Below are 15,781 nucleotides of genomic sequence, written 5' to 3' on the forward strand. Positions count from 1 at the left end.
ATGCCCAACTTTGGCGGCTTTTTGAAGCGTATAGACATCTCCTGCGCGCCGGTCAGGCGCGGGGGACAGACGGGACGAGTGGGGCACAGGCATAACGAGTGCACAACACCCGTAGCTTCAGGCGCGAAAAGCACTGCAGGAATCGCACCTGCCTGCGATTATCGGTTCGCTTCACCGAACCTCCACATCGTGCCACGCAGGTGAAGCAACCGGGCCAGGGTGAACGGAGCCCTATCCTTGTCCCGGCACAGGTCACGGACGGCACGGACTGCCCCACCGGCACTCCGGACCCCCGAGGCCAGGTATCGGCCCCCGTAGCTCAGTGGATAGAGCAGGCGCCTTCTAAGCGCTTGGCCGCAGGTTCGAGTCCTGCCGGGGGCGCCACCGACACAGCGTCAATCGGGCGACGCTCTCGCGGGCCAGGCTCTGCGCGGGGTTCCGAGGCCACTCGGCCCGCCGCCAACAGCGGCAGATCCCGCGGGCGTTCAACTCCTCGTCGGGCGTTCGACACGTAGCCGGGCGTTCAATGCGAGGAGCTGGTGCGGTTCCTCGGTGTCGGTGTCGGCATCATGCGCGAGGTCACCCGCGACACCGAGATCGCCGGGCAGCCGATCCCGGCAGGCGATTTCGTCGTAGCCGCCATCCAGTCAGCGAACCACGACCCGCGCCAGTTCCCGGACGCGCACGAGCTGGACGTGACGCGCGAAGCCACCAGGCACATCGGTTTCGGCCACGGCCCGCACCAGTGCGTCGGTCAGCAACTCGCCAGGCTCGAACTGAAGGTCGTACTCGAAACACTGCTGCGGCGAATCCCCAGCCTTCGGCTGGCCGTTCCGTTCGCGGAGATCGAGTTCAAGACCGACACCGTGGTCACCGGCCCGATCGCCCTCCCGGTCACCTGGGACGAGGTGCTCTGACGGTTCTGACGGCTCTGACGGCTCTGATGCGCGTCGACACCGAGGCCGAGAAGTGCGTGGCGGCCGGGGGGCGGCGTGCCGGCCGCCCCCCGAGGCGTTCGACCAGTACGACGACGGCCTGGTCGTCGTACTCGACATCAGTCCCCCGGCCGAGCCGCACGAGGCCGTGATCGACGCGGTCGCCCGCCGCCCCGCGGCCGTAACTCCAGCGGATGCGCAAAAGGTGCCGTCCCCGCCGGACGCGATTTGTATGGGACGTGCTGCCCGAGATCGCCGGTTCGCGACACCCGCGATCGTGGCGCGGTCCGGAGCACGGCCCATCACTGGAACGACCTGCGGGCGAGGTGGAACCGTATGACCGAGACTCAGCCCGCACAGGACGGGACCGGCGGGACGGACGGGGCGGGCGGGACCGGCGGGACCGGCGGGACCGGTACGGCGAACGAGCGGCACGTCGTACACTCCCCCTCCCCCGCCGTGGCCGACCTTCGCCGTACCGGGATCAATCCCGACTTCTGGTACCCGGTCGCCGTATCCGGGAGCGTACGGAAGAACAGCGCCTTCGCCGCCAGCTTCGCGGGTGAGCGGATCGCGCTGTACCGGGGCGGCAGCGGCACCGTCTACGCCCTGGAGGACCGGTGCGCTCACCGCCAGGTGCCGCTGAGCATGGGTGTCGTGGAGGGCGAGTCCCTGCGGTGCTGCTACCACGCCTGGGCTTACCGGGGCAACGGCCGCATCTCGCAGATCCCGTATCTGCCCAAGGGCGTGGACCGGCCGCCACGAGGCGTGCGCGCGTACCCGGTCCGCGAGGCGTACGGACTGGTCTTCGTGTTCCCCGGGGACCCGGAGAAGGCCGCCGAGACACCGTTTCCCGAGCTGCCCACGTACGCTTCGGCCGAGCACAGCACCATGACGTTCTCGCGCACGGTGCGCTGCCACTACTCGTTCATGCACGAGAACCTGCTCGACATGAACCACCAGTTCCTGCATCGGGGTGTCCTCGGCCGGATCCAGCCGGAACTGCTCGGCTACGACACCGAGCCGGACTCGGTGGAAGCCCGGTACCTGTTCACCCCCGCCGGCGGGAAGAAGGACCGCGGTGCGGGTCTGCTCTCCGCCGAGGGCCTCGGCGGCGGCAAGTCGCCGGACGTCATCACCGTCCGTACGCAGTACCCGTACCAGACCCTTCAGGCACTCCCCGAGAAAGCCGAACTCCCGGCGTTCTCGCTGTGGGTGGCGTACGTACCGGAGGACGCCGAGCAGCGCACCAATCACGTCTACGGCCTGCTCATGATCAAGAAGCCGCCCGTCCCCGGCGCGCTCCGCCTCGCCTGGCCGTTGATCCGGCGCTTCACCGAGCGGGTGTTCGCGGAAGACCGGATGGCGGTGGAGTCGGAGCAGCGGGCCTGGGACGAACAGGGCTCGGACTGGAACCAAGAGGTCTTCCCGCTGATCCTCGACACCCGGAAGGTACTGCGCGCCAACGGCGTTCCCATCCGGCCGCGAGCGGATCTGTGCGCCGCCTCCACGCTCTGCGGCAACGCACCGCACGCGGGTCCCGCACCGCACGCCGAGCCCGGCAGGGCGCCCAGTTGACGGATCGATCCGAACCGGAACGGGGGACGCGCCGGCACGAGGGAAGCGCCGGAACTTGGGGTGGAGCACTACCCCCAGGTGAGCGGATCGAGATGGAGGTAGAACCTCTCCCGGTCCCGGTCGAGCGCGCTGCCGTACCGCTTGGCGAACGCCTCGTCGGCGGAGTTCGCCTGCCCCTCGTCGGCCCATGTCTCACGGGAGTTGGCGAGAAGGAGAGCGATGTCGGCGTACGGGTCGGCCCGGCCGAGGCGGCCCAGATCGATGAAGCCCGCCACGTCCATGGTCTCCGGGTCGAGGACGATGTTGGGCAGGCACAGATCCCCATGGCAGACGACACTCTCGACGGCCTCCTGAGCGAGCCGCTGTTCGAGCTGCGGGACGAGGCGGGCGAGCAGCTCCTCGGCAGGCGTCAGCTGCTGGTCCTCGGGGAGAAACTCCGGGTTGACCGCGCCTCGCGCGACGACGTCACGGGCGGTCGCGAACATCTGTGAGAGGTCGCGACTGAACGGGCACTTCGCCACCGGCACATCGTGCAGCCGGCGCACGGCGTCCGCGATCCGCTCCCACGCCGTCCGCAGTTCCGGAGCGGCGACCCGATCGGCGGGGACTCCCGCGACGGTGCTCGTCATCAGGCAGACGGCATCGGGGGTGACCCGCCAGTCGAGTACGCGCGGGCCCGGGACGCCCTGCCCGCCGAGCCAGTCGACGCGATCACGTTCTTCTTCCAAGGAGGTCGCGGAGTCGGCGGGCACACACTTGGCGTACCGCGAGCCGTCCTCGGACCGAAAGACACCGGCCTCGGACTCGCCGTCCGTGACGGGCTCCCATACGCCACTGTCGTGGCCGGCGTGCAGCAGAGTTCGGAACATCGCATCGATCACGCCGGCCACCCTAACCAGGGCGGCCCGCACCGCACTCGGCATTAAACGCGGGAGCGCGGAGAGCGCGGGGGCTCAAGGAGCACGGGGAGCACGGGGGCTGAGCAGCCGCCGTCCGTCGTCCGACCCTCGTCGAGGGCGGGCCTTGACTTGAAGTGCACATCAACCGGGAGAGTTCGCGACGCACCCCTCACCCCCCTCTCCAACTCGCGGAGCACCCATGCGTTTTCGTACTCTCGGCCGCCGTCACGACGCCACCCCCGGCCCCCGCGTCAGCACCCTCTGCCTGGGCACCATGCCGTTCGGAACCCGTGTCGACGAAGCCACCTGCTTCGCGATCCTGGACCGTTTCGTGGAGCGGGGCGGCACATTCGTCGACACCGCCAACTGCTACTCGTTCTGGGAGGCGGGCGCCCACGGCGGCGACAGTGAGGAAGTGATCGGGCGCTGGATGGCGGCACGCGGAAATCGGGACGAGATCGTGCTCGCCACCAAGGCCGGCGCCCGCCCGGCGGGGCCGGGGGTCTGGCCCGCGAACGCCGAAGGGCTGTCCGCCGAAGCCCTGCGCGCCGGCGTCGAGGGCAGCCTGCGCCGACTCGGCACCGACCGGGTCGACGTCCTCTTCGGGCACATCGAGGACCGCGCGACCCCGCAGACCGACACCGTCGAGGGGTTCGGCGCGCTCGTCGCCGACGGCACCGTCGGCATCGTGGGGGCCAGCAACCAGGCGACCTGGCGCATCGAGCGCGCCCGCTCCCTCGCGCGCGAACGCGGGCTGGCCGGGTACACGTGCGTCCAGCAGCAGTACACCTATCTACGGCCCAAGCCCGGCGCCACCTTCGGTACGGGCGAGCATGTCACCCCGGAACTCCTCGACTACGCGCGCGCCGAGAAGGCCGACCTCACGCTGCTCGCGTACACCCCACTCCTCAGCGGCGCCTATACGAACCCGGCCAAGCCCCTCCCGGCCCAGTTCGACCACCCGGGCGCCACCGCACAGCTCGCCGCGCTGCGCGAGGTCACGCGGGAGACTGGCGCCACCGCCGGGCAGGTCGTGCTGGCCTGGCTGCTCGGCGGAGATCCGCAGATCATCCCCGTCATCGGCGCCAGCGGACTCGCCCAACTCGACGAGTCCCTGGACGCGCTGGACGTACAGCTCACCCAGGACCAGCGAGACCGCCTCGACCAGGCGGGGTGAGGCCCGGGGGGCAGATTGGACCTCTATAAGAAGTCACCATTGGTCCTGGTGACAGGGGCGTCCGGACGGTCGGATGAGGCGAGCGCACCCGCTTCCCCGACCCGCCTCTGGAGAACCCACGCCGTGACCACCACCAGCGCCTCCGACGACCTCGACCGGTGGATCAGGAACGACTTCGTCGCTCTCAATACGCGGCTGGAGGAGGCGTACTTCGCGGCCGACGCGCAGATTCTGCACGGCCGACCGGAACTTGAGACGGTCAAGCGACGGATCGGCAGCGAAGGCGCCGAACTGGTCGGTCGAATCACGGAGAGCGGTGCGCCGCGCTCGCTGCCCACGGGGGACGACGAGCGGTACGAACTCCTCGGCTCGGTCGGGTTCTACCTCGGTGCCTGCCGCCGTCATGAGATCGAAGGGCCGCAGTCCGCCGCCTGGCCGCTCGCCCAGCTGCTGGGGTCGTCGCTCGGCGTCGTGCCGCGGTTCGTCTTCGCCCACCAGGTCCTGTACAACCGGGCGGTCGGGGACACCTTCCGTACGTTCACCGCGCTCGACGACGAACGCGCCTTCCTCCTCTACAACGGCCTGTCGATGCTGGCGTACCAGCGCACGGCCGCCGCGCTGCGCCGCGTCCCGGCGCTCGGCGTCTCCAGCCCGCTGACGGCGTATCTGCTGCGGGAGGCGAGGTCGGGACTCGACGACGTACTGGACCTGGGCAGGACGCTGAGCAAGACACTCGACGTCGACCGGTTCTTCCTCAACATCAGGCCGTACTTCAAAGCGCATCGCGTCGGCGGCGTGGAGTACCGGGGCGTGAACGGGGGCGACTTCGCGGCGATCAACTCGATCGACGTGCTGCTCGGCCTCTGTTCACCGTACGACCCCTTCTACCAGGCCCTGTTGACGGAGAAGTACCCGTATCTGCCGCCGGAGGACCAGGCTCTGCTGCGGGCCACCGGGACGGCCGAGCCGCTGCTCGACGCCTTCGTCCGGGAGGCGACGGCCGGTCCGATCACCCCCCAACTGCGCGACAACGCCGAGCTGTTCCTCACCGTCTGCCGTCTGCACGGCGCCGCGTCGGCCTTCCACCACCACCGGCTCGTCGTCCCCTTCCTCCAGGCTCCCGCCGCCCGAGCGCCGCAGGAGCAAGGGCAGGGGCAGGAGTCCGAGGCGGCCGATCTGACGACCAGCGGGCCGCCGCTCCATGTGGTCATGGGCACCCTGGCCCGCCTGGTCGACCTGAGGACCGCCCGGCAGCGGCCCGGAACGGACGGCGGCGGCAGCGCGCGCCCGTCACTCGACCGACTGCGGTACGCACTGGACGCCGCTCCCCGATCCGGCCTCCGTACGGACGACAGGTCTACGGATGACAGATCCACGGACGACAGGTCTTAGACGCCGAGCGGCCAGACGGCGAAGCCCGCGCTCTTCGCGAGCGATATCAGTTCGTCCACACGCCGGGGGCTCAGGCACGCCACCGGGTAGCAGTCCGACTCGATGTCGAGGATCACCAGGGCCGTGCCGACCTCGCGGTAGTGCCGGCCGCACGCCTGGAGGAAGTCATGGGTGGTCAGCTCCATCTCGGCGTCGTCGAACAGCACCCAGGGATCGATGGACGGACGTGAGGCCAGCCCTCCCAGCCGCCACCGGATCTCGTCCGCGCCCTCCTTCCAGTCGAGCTCCGCGAGCAGCTTCCGCTCGTGCAGCGCGTCGACCAGGGCTATCCAGGTCAGTCCCGGAAACGGCTCGTATATGCCACGGTCCTCCAGCCGGCTCGCCCACGTACGCACATAGCCCTCGGGGTCCTCGTACGCGTGCCGCACCTGTTCGGCGACGGTCGGCTGGTCGGGCGCGAGCAGTGACGCGACGGCTGTCAGGGACGCGAGGACTCCGCCGTCGGCGGGACCGGGGCCGGACATGGGTGTGCTCCTTCTGCGGCAAGGGGTCAACGGGTGGAGCGGTGCGTGTTGTTCGGCACCTGAAAACACCTTGCCACAGGGGTACGACAACGGGCCTCGGCCGTAGCCGCTACGGCGCCCCGCCCGCCGACCTCTTCGGTTCGGCGGGCTCGACGGGCTCGACGGGCTCGGCGGGTTCGGCGGGCTCGGGAGGCGCCGTGGGCTCCCCCGGCTTTCCCGGCCCGGCGGACGGCGTCGTCGCGACGCCCGTCACCCGCGTCCCCGGATGGAACAGCGAGCAGATGAACGCCACCCCGAGGGCGATGGCCATCCCGTAGAACACCCATCGGTTGGCCTCCGCGAAGTCCATCCGGATGGCGTCCATCGAGTCGCGCATGGTCCTTGCGACATCACCGCCGCCGGAGGGCTGCCGGGTGTCCGCCTGCCCGGACACGGCCTCCGCGACGCTCCGGGCGGCGTCCCGCGCCTCACCGGCCGGCAGGCCCTTCGAGCGAAGGGTCTCGACGACCCGGTCGGTGGTGACATGCGTGAGGACGGTGCCGAACACCGCCAGTCCCACGCTCGCCGCGAAGTTACGGATGGTCTGGGTGATACCGGTGACCTCTCCGTAGGAGGCGCCGATCGCGCGGTTGACCGCGTCGGTGGAGGCCGGGGAGAGCAGCAGACCGATACCCGCGCCGGCCAGCGCCACGTACGGCCACTGGTCATGCATCTCGAGGTCCGTCAGCTTGGACGCCCACAGGGCGAATCCGACCGCCCCGATCGCGGTCCCGAGTGTGAGCGCCGGTTTGGCGCCCCGCTTGTCGAGGACGCGGCCGCCCCACTGCGACGCGATGGCGAAGCCCACGAAGAAGTACAGCAGGAAGAGCGCGGCCTGGTTCGGCGACGAGCCCAACGAGACCTGCGCGTAGACCGACGCGAAGAAGAACACCGGGACGAACGCGAGCATGGCGAAGAACAGCACCGCGGAGTCCACGGCGAAGGCTCTGTCCTTGAAGACCTGGAGCTTGATGAGCGGGTCCCGGACGCGGAGTTCGAAGAGGCAGAAGAAGACCAGGACGAGGACGCCGCCCACGATGCAGGCCCAGGTGGCCACGCTGCCCCAGCCCCATGTGGAAGCCTGCTGGAAGCCGAGCACGCTCAGCCCCATCCCGACGGCCACCAGCACGGCGCCGGGCACGTCGAGCCGGTCGCGGCGTGAGGTGTTCTTGATGTGCGCCATGGCCGTCAGTACGAGGGCGATCACGGCGACGGGGACGTTGACCCAGAAGATCGCCCGCCAGGTCCAGCCGGTGAGCCAGCCACCGAGCAGCGGGCCCACGGCGGTGAGCGCACCGGAGAGCCCGAAGAACAGCGCCAGCGCCCGGCCTCGTCGCTCGACAGGGAACACGGCGATGACCACGGCGAGCGCGGCGGGAAACATCAGCGCGGCGCCGAGGCCCTGGAAGGCCCGGAAGGTGATGAGCCAGCTCTGCGCGAAGCTCCCGGTCGGCACGCACCCGCAGAGCACGGAGGAGACCACGAAGACGAGGGTGCCGATCACCATGATCCGGCGATGCCCCACGATGTCGGCCAGCCGCCCGCCGAGAGCGAAGAACGCCGCCAGGGTCAGCAGATAGGCGTTGATCACCCACTGCATCCCGGAGGACGAGAGCCCCAGCTCGTCGATGATGTCCGGCGCGGCGATGGAGACGATCGTCTGGTCGATGAACGTCATCGAGACGGCGAACAGCATGGCCGCCAGGGCCACCGTCTGATTCGGCGCGCCTGTCGCACCGACGGATGCGCCAGAACCGGAAGAATCGCCTCTTTTACTCATAGATCGGGATTTTCCCCTGTTTCCCTACGCCATGCACACCCAGCACTCAAGGATCACGGAGAGTGATCAGCGAGGAAGTCGGATCAGGTGGTCCACGCCACATGAAGTCTTATGTGTAACGGGCGGGGCGCAGGGCATTCGCTCTCCAGGTCCCGCCGCGTTTCCCCCGTCGCGGCGGGGCCGCTCACATGTTCCGGGCAGTGTCCCGACCGGGCTCCTGAGGTGACTCCTGACAGGGCCACGCGATCTCGTAGAGCGTCAGCTCAGCGGATGGAGCACAGGGCGCTGCGTCACCAGATCGGTCATGTCTCGTGGATTTCCGTTCCGTCCACCAGCTCCACCGGCTTCGCCGGCACCAGCGGTTCCTCCGGCTCGACCGGTTCCTCAACCGCGAGCGGAACCGGTGCGGACGGGTTCTGCGTACGCGGCAATATGTTGGCGATGTAGTCCGCGATGGTCGCGTCCAGCCCCACGTCGCTCCCGGCGTTCTCGGACAGGTACCACCGGTGTTCCAGCACCTCGTGGTAGATCTGCGCCGCGTCCGTCCTGCGCCGCAGATCCAGCGGTACGGCCCGTACGGTCGGCCGGAACACGTCGCGCACCCAGCGGTGCGCCAGGACCTCCGGGCGTGCGCCCAGCGGGTCGTCCGGCGCGTAGTCGTCCTGGCCCGCCATCCAGCTCTCCAGGTCGTTGAGCAGGCGTCGCGCCTGGTTCTCCTCCGCGTCCAGGCCGGTGAGCCGCAGCAGTTGGCGCTGATGGTGGCCCGCGTCCACCACCTTCGGCAGGAAGGTCACCGTGTCACCCATCGGCGACCGCTCTATCTGCATCTCCGCGACATCGAAACCCAGTTCGTTGAGCCGGCGGATCCGGCGGTCGATGTAGTGCCGCTTGTCGACCGGGTAGACGGACTCCCGTGTCAGCTCGTGCCACAGGTCTTCGTAGCGCCGTACGATCGCCGCCCCGAACGGCACCGGGTCCACCGACGGATGGAGTGAGCCGGAGGCTTCCAGGTCCATCAGCTCCCCGGCGATGTTCACGCGCGCCAGCTCTATGTCGTAGTCGCGCTGGCCACGGCTGAGTGTCGGCTGGAGTTGGCCCGTCTCGGCGTCCACGAGATACGCGGCGTACGCGCCCGCGTCTCGCCTGAAGAGTGCGTTGGACAGCGAGCAGTCGCCCCACGCGAAGCCGGTCAGATGCAACCTCACCAGGAGGACGGCGAGGGCGTCCATGAGGCGCTTCACCGTGCTCGGGCGCATGGTCGACTCGAACATCGAGCGGTAGGGCAGGGAGCCTTTGAGATGCCGGGTGATCAGCGCGGACTCCAGCGGCCTGCCGTCCGCGTCGACCCGCCCCGTCACCACCGCGACCGGGTCGACCGCCGGTATGCCCAGCCGGTGCAGGTCCCTGAGCAGCCCGAACTCGCGCACCGCCGGACGCTCGGCGATCTCCTTGACCGCGAGCACCTCGGACCCGGCGTCCGCGAAGCGCACGACATGGCGTGAGATGCCGCGCGGGAGGGCCACCAGGCAGTCGTCGGGCCACTCTTCGAGCGGAACGCCCCAGGGCAGGTCGAGGAGCACGGCCGGCTGCTCCGGGTTGGTCGCGCTGATCTGGAGCGCCATGCCGCTTGCCTCCGACGTTCGTTCGTTCGCGTGCTCGTCCGTGCCTGTGCTCGTACGTGCGTGTGTGGCGTTCTTTCAGAGCTTGACCTGCACGAGCCCGTGCGTCCCGCTCGTACGCCATGCCTGGTTCGTACCGTCGCCGCCCGCGTCTTCGAGTCGCGCCACGGTGCGCGGGTCGAGGCCGACGATCACATCGGACTTCAGGGTACGCAAGGCGGCCACCGGCCCCGGGAAGTGCGCCGTACGCCCGGCGAACGACGTGGTCGGCGACCAGAGTCGATCACCCACGAGGCGGCGGTAGTTGAGGTCGCCCTTCACGATCGTGAGGGCGGCACCCGCGAACTCCTGCCGGAGGTCGGCGGGCATCTCGCTGTACGGGAACGGCGCGCAGTAGAAGCCGTGCGCGCGTACGGCGAGCCGCCCGTCGCCCATCGCGGCCCAGAGCCGCTTCCCGGCCTCGCCCGCGCTGCCGGACGCCTGGGCGATACGGCGCGCGCAGTCGACGACGTCGGCCATGGTGGCGTCGGAGACGTAGTACGGATACGGCTTCACGTGCAGGACGACGTCGTCGGCGCGGCCCGTAGTAAGGAGGTGGTCGATGAGGACCAGGTCGGGGATCAGCTCGCGGCCGGAGTTGTCGGCGATGACATGGACGGTCCGCGCGGCGCCGGGCGACCGGTCGGTGGGCAGCAGCGACCACAGCACCTCGCTGTCGTCCGCGACGAGAGGCGGCGGCTCCGGCGGCTCCTCACCGGCGGATCCGTCCGCCGGGCCACCAGCGTCCCCGGAGCCGTGCGAACCGACCGAGAAGCCGAGGTCCGCCCGGTTGCCCCAGAGCGAGCCCTGGAGGTACGCGGCGGCCCGCTCCTCGACCGGCCGTTGGGCGAGCGCGTCGAGCGCCGCGAGTTCGTCGTCGACGAGCGAGCCGCTCAACTCGGCCCGTTTGAAGGGCGCGAACGGGTCGATGCCCTGCCACGGCCCGGGGCCGAAGTATCCGACGGCTTGGAGAAGCCGGCGGTAGAAGTAGCTCTCGGACCAGAGGAACGGCACGTCGAACCACGACCGGCCGAAGTACTCCCCGCCCCACGCGTCCCACTGCTCACGGTCGTGCGCGTCCGGATCCAACGGTTCGACGACGCCCTCTGTGGAGGAGTGGAGCAGCGCGTCGAGCGCGCGGTGCCGTTCCGGGGACCACGGGAACGCGTCCCGTACCTGCTGGATGAGGGCGGGATGGCGCTCGGCCAGCACGCTCCGCGCGAACGAACCGGGTGCGTTGCTCACGATCACGGGCGCGTCGTCCGCTTCAGGCATGGCTTCCCTGTCCTCCGGAGCTGGTCGGTGTCGCCGCCGGTCACGGGAGCGGCCTCCGTCGCACCGTACCCTCACCGATTTCGCCCGCCCGCCCCTGACGTCCGACGGGGAGCGTACGCAGGACTACTCACCCGCCGTCCGAGTAGCCGCGCGGATACCGAGGCCCGCGCTCCGGGCCGACGCTGATGGGCATGACGAAGACGAGCGCGACGAAGACGAACACGACCCATCGATCTCGGAACACCCCGAACCGACCCGGTCCGCTGAACCGCGCGCGGTGGGCGGCGATGCGCGCCCTCCTCGGCACCGTCGGCCGCGCGAGCGCGGGGATCCGCATCGGATACCGGCACGGCTTCGACAGCGGGTCGATGCTGGACTACGTGTACGTCAACAAGGCCGGCGGCTTCCCTGTCCTGGGGCACGTCATCGACCGCGTGTATCTGAACGCCGTCGGGTGGCGCGCCATCCGCGCCCGCCGCGAGCTGCTGAAAGACGTCCTCCGTAAGGAGATCGCGCGTCACGGCGGTGCGGGCGGCGCCGACGGCGATCGTGGTGGTGTGCGCGTCCTGGACGTGGCGTCGGGGCCCGGGCGGTATCTCCAGGACCTGCTCACGGAGTACGCGCCGGGCACCCTCCACGTCGAGTGCCGCGACCTGGACCGCGCGGGTCTCGCGCAGGGCGAGCGCCAGGCGGCCGAGCGAGGACTGATGGGGATCTCGTACGCGTACGGGGACGCCCTGGACCCCGCGCCCTCCTCCCCCGCGCCCGACATCATCGTCGTGTCGGGGCTCTACGAACTGCTGCTGGACGACGCCGTCATCGCCACGTCCGTCGCCCGGCTGCGCGGGATGCTCGCACCGGGCGGAGTGCTGGTCTTCACGACCCAGACCCACCACCCTCAGTTGGAGTTCATCGCGAACGTGCTGCCGAACCGCGACGGCGTCCTGTGGGAGATGAAGTGCCGTCCCGTGGAACTGGCCGAAAAGTGGGCCGGCCGGGCCGGGTTCACGGAGGTCGCGAGCCGGCGGGAGTCCGTGGGGCTGTTCACCGTCACGTCAGCGAGGCGCTGACGATCAGCGCGAACCCCGCGACGGCGAAGAACGTACGGACGGCGTGGAAGCGGTTCCAGCGGCTCTCGAAGGCCGCGCGGACTGCGCTGTCGGGGTTCGCCTGGGGCGAGGTCTCGGACGACGCCAGGGCGTTGTTGAGCGGGATGTTGCCCGCGACGGTGACGAGGTGGTTGACGACCACACAGATCAGACCCGCCAGCAACAGCCACCACTGGGTGTCCGAACGGTCGTCGACGGGGACGGCGAGCGCGGCGACCGGGAAGGCCACCTCGGCGAGGAACACGAGCAGGAACAGCCCGCGCGGTACTTCCTCGTTGAGGCGGCGCATGGCCGTCACGAACTGCCCGTCCGTGAGCCGGGCCAGCGCGGGCATGATCCCGGTCAGGAAGATGAGCATGATGCCGGCGTACAGACCGGTGAAGACGACAGCGAGCGCGAGCAGGACAGTGGCCATGCCGCACATCATGGCCCGTGGGGCGGGGCGGCGCAGCACCGTTTTCACCGGCGGTCCTCCGAAGACCCCGCACGCCGCCCCACGGCCTCTACGGGTCCGGTCCGAGACCGGCTCCGGACCGCTCGGGGACCGGCGCCGGACCGGCCCGGGACCACTCCCGGACCGGACCCGGCGGTGCGATCAGCCCCTCGCGCGGCCTGCCTGGTCGATCGCCTCGGCCAGCTCCTTCACCGATGCGTCCTCCGTGGAGTCGGCCAACGCCCGTGCCCGCTTCTCCAGTTCGTCGAGGCCGGGCGCGCCGGGCGGAACGCCGTAGGACGTGCCGTCGTCGTCCGCCGACTCACCGCGCAGCGCCTCGGCGAAGTACGCGGCGACGGCCGTGACCTGAAGCCGCGGCTTCGCGTCGCCCCAGAGTCCGGAGTCCACCGCGCTCGCGCCGACCGAGCCCGACCGCTCGCGCGGCGCCCGGGTCTCGGGGTCCAGCCAGCGCACCGTCGCCTTCGCCACCTGCCCGCTCGCGCCGGGCCGCAGCTTGACGGCGTACAGGGCCGTCACGGTGTGCCCCGGGCCGACCTCGCCGCCGTCGACACGGTCGTTCCGGAAGTCCTCGTCCGCGACGGCCCTGTTCTCGTAGCCGATCAGTCGGAACCGTTCGACCGCGTCCCTGTCGAAGGCGACCTGTGCCTTGGCGTCCCTGGCGCGCAGTTCGACGTTCATGGGGAGCTGGTCGACGAAGACCTTCCGGGCCTGCTTCCGGTCGGAGACGTACGTCGTGTGTCCGTCGCCCTTGTCGGCCAGTTGTTCCATCAGCGCGTCGCCGTAGTCGCTTCCGACACCGACTCCGAAGAGGGTGATGCCGTGTTCGGTACGCGCGTCCGCGATGCGTTCGAGGATCGCGTCCGCCTGCGTCTCGCCGGTGTTGGCCAGCGCGTCGGACAGCAGGACGACCCGGTTGGTCGCGCCGCTCCTGAGACCCTCGACGGCCTCTTCGTAGCCGGTCTCGACGCCCGCCCCGAGGTTGGTCGAAGCGGCCGGTTCCAGCTCCTCGATCACGTCGTGGATCCGGGACCGGTTGTCGCCGACGCGGGTCATGGGCAACCGGCTCTCGGCCACGGAGCTGAAGGTGACCAGGGCGATCGAGTCGTCCCCGCGCAGCTCGTCCGTAAGGATGCCGAGTGATTCCTTGACGAGGTCGAGACGCCCGCGCTCGGCCATGGAACCCGAGATGTCGATCACGAACGTCAGCGCGGCCGGCGGGCGTTCACCTCCGTGGTCGGCCTGGCGGGTGGCGAGGCCGACCCGCAGGAGGGACCAGTCGTCGTCCGCACCCGGCGCCGCGGCACCGTCCACCGTGACGGAGAAGCCGTCGCCCTCGGGGCGTTCGTAGTCCTGGCGGAAGCTGTTGACGAACTCCTCGGGCCGTACGGTTCCGGGATCCGGCAGCCGTCCGTCGCCGAGGGTGCGGAGCGCGTATCCGTAGGAGGCGGTGTCCACGTCCAGGGCGAAGGTGGACAGATAGTCCGGCTCCGGCGCGAACTCACCCTCCGGTTCTTTGTCCTGCCGTTTCTGGTCGCTGTCCGGCTGTCCCTCGCCCTGTTCGACGCCGTCGGCCGGGCCGGCGGCCCCCGGCCCCGCGGACCCGGAGCCGGCCCCGTCGCCGAACGCGCTCCCGCTCCCCGGCCCGTCGGCCTTCTGGCTCGTGTCGCTCGTCCCCCCGGCCGAGCAGCCGGTGAGCAGCAGGCCGCCCGCCAGCAACGCGACCACCGCGCCTCGATACGTCCTCGCGTGGAGCCTCATCTTCGTACGGAGCTTCGTCACGGTCCCCCCTGGAATCGCTTTTCGGCACTTGTGAATGTGACGTTCGAGACGGCCGACGGGACCCCGTACGGGAGGTTGCGGATGAATCTCGATGCGGCAACGGGCCGAGAGACCAGGAGAGTTGCCCGCCGCCGCGCCAGGCTTCCGCCGTCTTCGCGTGAAGTTGTGCGCCAATCGGTGCCGTTGATGCGTGAGTCGGGTCCATTGGCATGGAGTCGCCACTCGCTGAACTGCACTTGTCACGGTGTGCAGTCTCATGAGTACATGGAGTTGCGTACGGCTCCGAGGGGATGGCGGGGGTGGTCAGCCGTGGCACATGTTCCAGGCTCCGTACTCAACAGGTCGGCGCTACCGAGAAGCACACTGCGGGGGGACGCGGTGGAGACTCTCCGACCGGCGGGTCGGCCGGTCCGCGGCACCCATCAGGTGGCCGCCACGCTGGCGGCGCTCGTGCGTTCCGCGCGTCACGAGCTGCTGACGTTCGACGATCCGGGCAATTCCCTCGGCAAGGGCCTGCCGTTGCCGTTCCTGGAGTTCGCGACCGCGTGCGTACGCGCGGTCGCGGAACGGGCGGACCCCGAGGCGCGGCCGGGGACGCGAACGGGCGCGGGCACCGGCTCGGCTGGTGGCCCCGGAGCCGGCTCCGGCGCGGGGGCCGACGCCGGGACCGCTCCCCTGCCCGCGGTCGCGCTCACGGTCCGCCGGATCGTGCCGCGCCGGGGCCTGGCGGCGCTGCCGTACGAGCTGCGGGCCCTCGCCCGCGGGGCACGGCAGACGGACTCGATCCCGTTCAAGATGGTCCTCGTGGACCGTACGACGGCCGCGCTCCCCCTCGACCTGGATCTCCACTTCAACGGGCTGCTGTTGATCCAGGATCCCGTCGTCGTCGGGGCCCTGGTCCGTATCCATCAGCACTGGTGGGACAGCGGCGAGGAGTTTCCCGTCAGGGGGGACCGATCGGGTGGTGCGCCGTGGGACCCGGCGACGGGCCCGGCACCGGGCGACACGGAGACCGGTGCCGGTGCCGGCGCCCCGGCCGGTCCTGAGGCGGGCGTCCTCCCCCATCACTTACGTCCCGTGCTCGAAGCCATGCTGTGCGGGCTCACCGACGAGGCGGCGGCGGCGCGCCTCGGCATGTCGCCCCGCACCTACAGCAGACGGGTCGGCGAGCTGCTCACCGCC

General features: G+C 70.2%; 13 protein-coding genes and 1 tRNA gene. 7 read left to right on the plus strand and 7 right to left on the minus strand.

The window, feature by feature from the left end; translation table 11 throughout:
* Positions 1-308: 308 nt before the first annotated feature.
* The 3 genes from ACFUN8_RS12360 (at position 309) to ACFUN8_RS12370 (ending at position 2,513) form a co-directional block, all read left to right on the plus strand.
* Positions 309-384 (plus strand) — tRNA-Arg (locus ACFUN8_RS12360).
* A gap of 155 nt (positions 385-539) precedes the next feature.
* A complete protein-coding gene (locus ACFUN8_RS12365; RefSeq protein WP_383634954.1) occupies positions 540-917 on the plus strand; it encodes a cytochrome P450 in 378 nt (125 codons plus the stop codon).
* A 354-nt stretch (positions 918-1,271) separates the two neighbouring features.
* Positions 1,272-2,513, plus strand: coding sequence for a Rieske 2Fe-2S domain-containing protein (locus ACFUN8_RS12370; protein WP_383634956.1), 1,242 nt, complete (start codon positions 1,272-1,274; stop codon positions 2,511-2,513).
* A 68-nt stretch (positions 2,514-2,581) separates the two neighbouring features.
* On the opposite strand, the gene ACFUN8_RS12375 is transcribed toward ACFUN8_RS12370, so the two are convergent.
* Positions 2,582-3,382: an APH(3'') family aminoglycoside O-phosphotransferase gene (locus ACFUN8_RS12375; RefSeq protein WP_383634978.1), complete on the minus strand. Its 801-nt coding sequence runs from the start codon at positions 3,380-3,382 to the stop codon at positions 2,582-2,584.
* A 229-nt stretch (positions 3,383-3,611) separates the two neighbouring features.
* Here ACFUN8_RS12375 and ACFUN8_RS12380 point away from each other — a divergent pair, with 229 nt between their 5' ends.
* Positions 3,612-4,589: an aldo/keto reductase gene (locus ACFUN8_RS12380; RefSeq protein WP_383634958.1), complete on the plus strand. Its 978-nt coding sequence runs from the start codon at positions 3,612-3,614 to the stop codon at positions 4,587-4,589.
* A 123-nt stretch (positions 4,590-4,712) separates the two neighbouring features.
* Entirely contained in the window at positions 4,713-5,981 is a 1,269-nt protein-coding gene (locus tag ACFUN8_RS12385) for a monodechloroaminopyrrolnitrin synthase PrnB family protein (RefSeq protein WP_383634960.1), read from the plus strand.
* Here ACFUN8_RS12385 and ACFUN8_RS12390 read toward each other — a convergent pair.
* From ACFUN8_RS12390 to ACFUN8_RS12405, 4 genes are all read right to left on the minus strand, one after another.
* Positions 5,978-6,505 (minus strand): hypothetical protein, encoded by a 528-nt coding sequence (locus ACFUN8_RS12390; RefSeq protein WP_383634962.1) that lies wholly within the window; start codon positions 6,503-6,505, stop codon positions 5,978-5,980. The two genes, ACFUN8_RS12385 and ACFUN8_RS12390, sit on opposite strands and share 4 nt — an antisense overlap.
* Before the next feature lie 109 nt (positions 6,506-6,614).
* A complete protein-coding gene (locus ACFUN8_RS12395) occupies positions 6,615-8,324 on the minus strand; it encodes an MFS transporter (RefSeq protein ID WP_383634964.1) in 1,710 nt (569 codons plus the stop codon).
* 302 nt (positions 8,325-8,626) lie between these two features.
* Entirely contained in the window at positions 8,627-9,946 is a 1,320-nt protein-coding gene (locus tag ACFUN8_RS12400) for a DUF4032 domain-containing protein (protein ID WP_383634966.1), read from the minus strand.
* A 75-nt stretch (positions 9,947-10,021) separates the two neighbouring features.
* The gene (locus ACFUN8_RS12405; RefSeq protein WP_383634968.1) at positions 10,022-11,257 is read right to left on the minus strand and encodes a damage-control phosphatase ARMT1 family protein; all 1,236 of its coding nucleotides are present in this window, start codon (positions 11,255-11,257) and stop codon (positions 10,022-10,024) included.
* Between the two features lie 191 nt (positions 11,258-11,448).
* On the opposite strand from ACFUN8_RS12405, the gene ACFUN8_RS12410 reads away from it, so the two are divergent.
* A complete protein-coding gene (locus ACFUN8_RS12410) occupies positions 11,449-12,327 on the plus strand; it encodes a class I SAM-dependent methyltransferase family protein (protein ID WP_383634970.1) in 879 nt (292 codons plus the stop codon).
* Here the strand turns inward: ACFUN8_RS12410 and ACFUN8_RS12415 are convergent.
* A complete protein-coding gene (locus ACFUN8_RS12415) occupies positions 12,308-12,781 on the minus strand; it encodes a DUF1772 domain-containing protein (RefSeq protein ID WP_383634972.1) in 474 nt (157 codons plus the stop codon). The genes ACFUN8_RS12410 and ACFUN8_RS12415 overlap by 20 nt on opposite strands.
* Positions 12,782-12,961: 180 nt before the next feature.
* Positions 12,962-14,578, minus strand: a complete 1,617-nt coding sequence (locus ACFUN8_RS12420) for a von Willebrand factor type A domain-containing protein (protein ID WP_383634980.1) — start codon at positions 14,576-14,578, stop codon at positions 12,962-12,964.
* A 399-nt stretch (positions 14,579-14,977) separates the two neighbouring features.
* Here ACFUN8_RS12420 and ACFUN8_RS12425 point away from each other — a divergent pair.
* A partial coding sequence (locus ACFUN8_RS12425; RefSeq protein WP_383634974.1) for a hypothetical protein occupies positions 14,978-15,781 on the plus strand: 804 nt, incomplete at its 3' end.

It is taken from the genome of Streptomyces sp. NPDC057307, from assembly GCF_042667665.1.
In the GTDB taxonomy this organism is placed as follows: domain Bacteria; phylum Actinomycetota; class Actinomycetes; order Streptomycetales; family Streptomycetaceae; genus Streptomyces.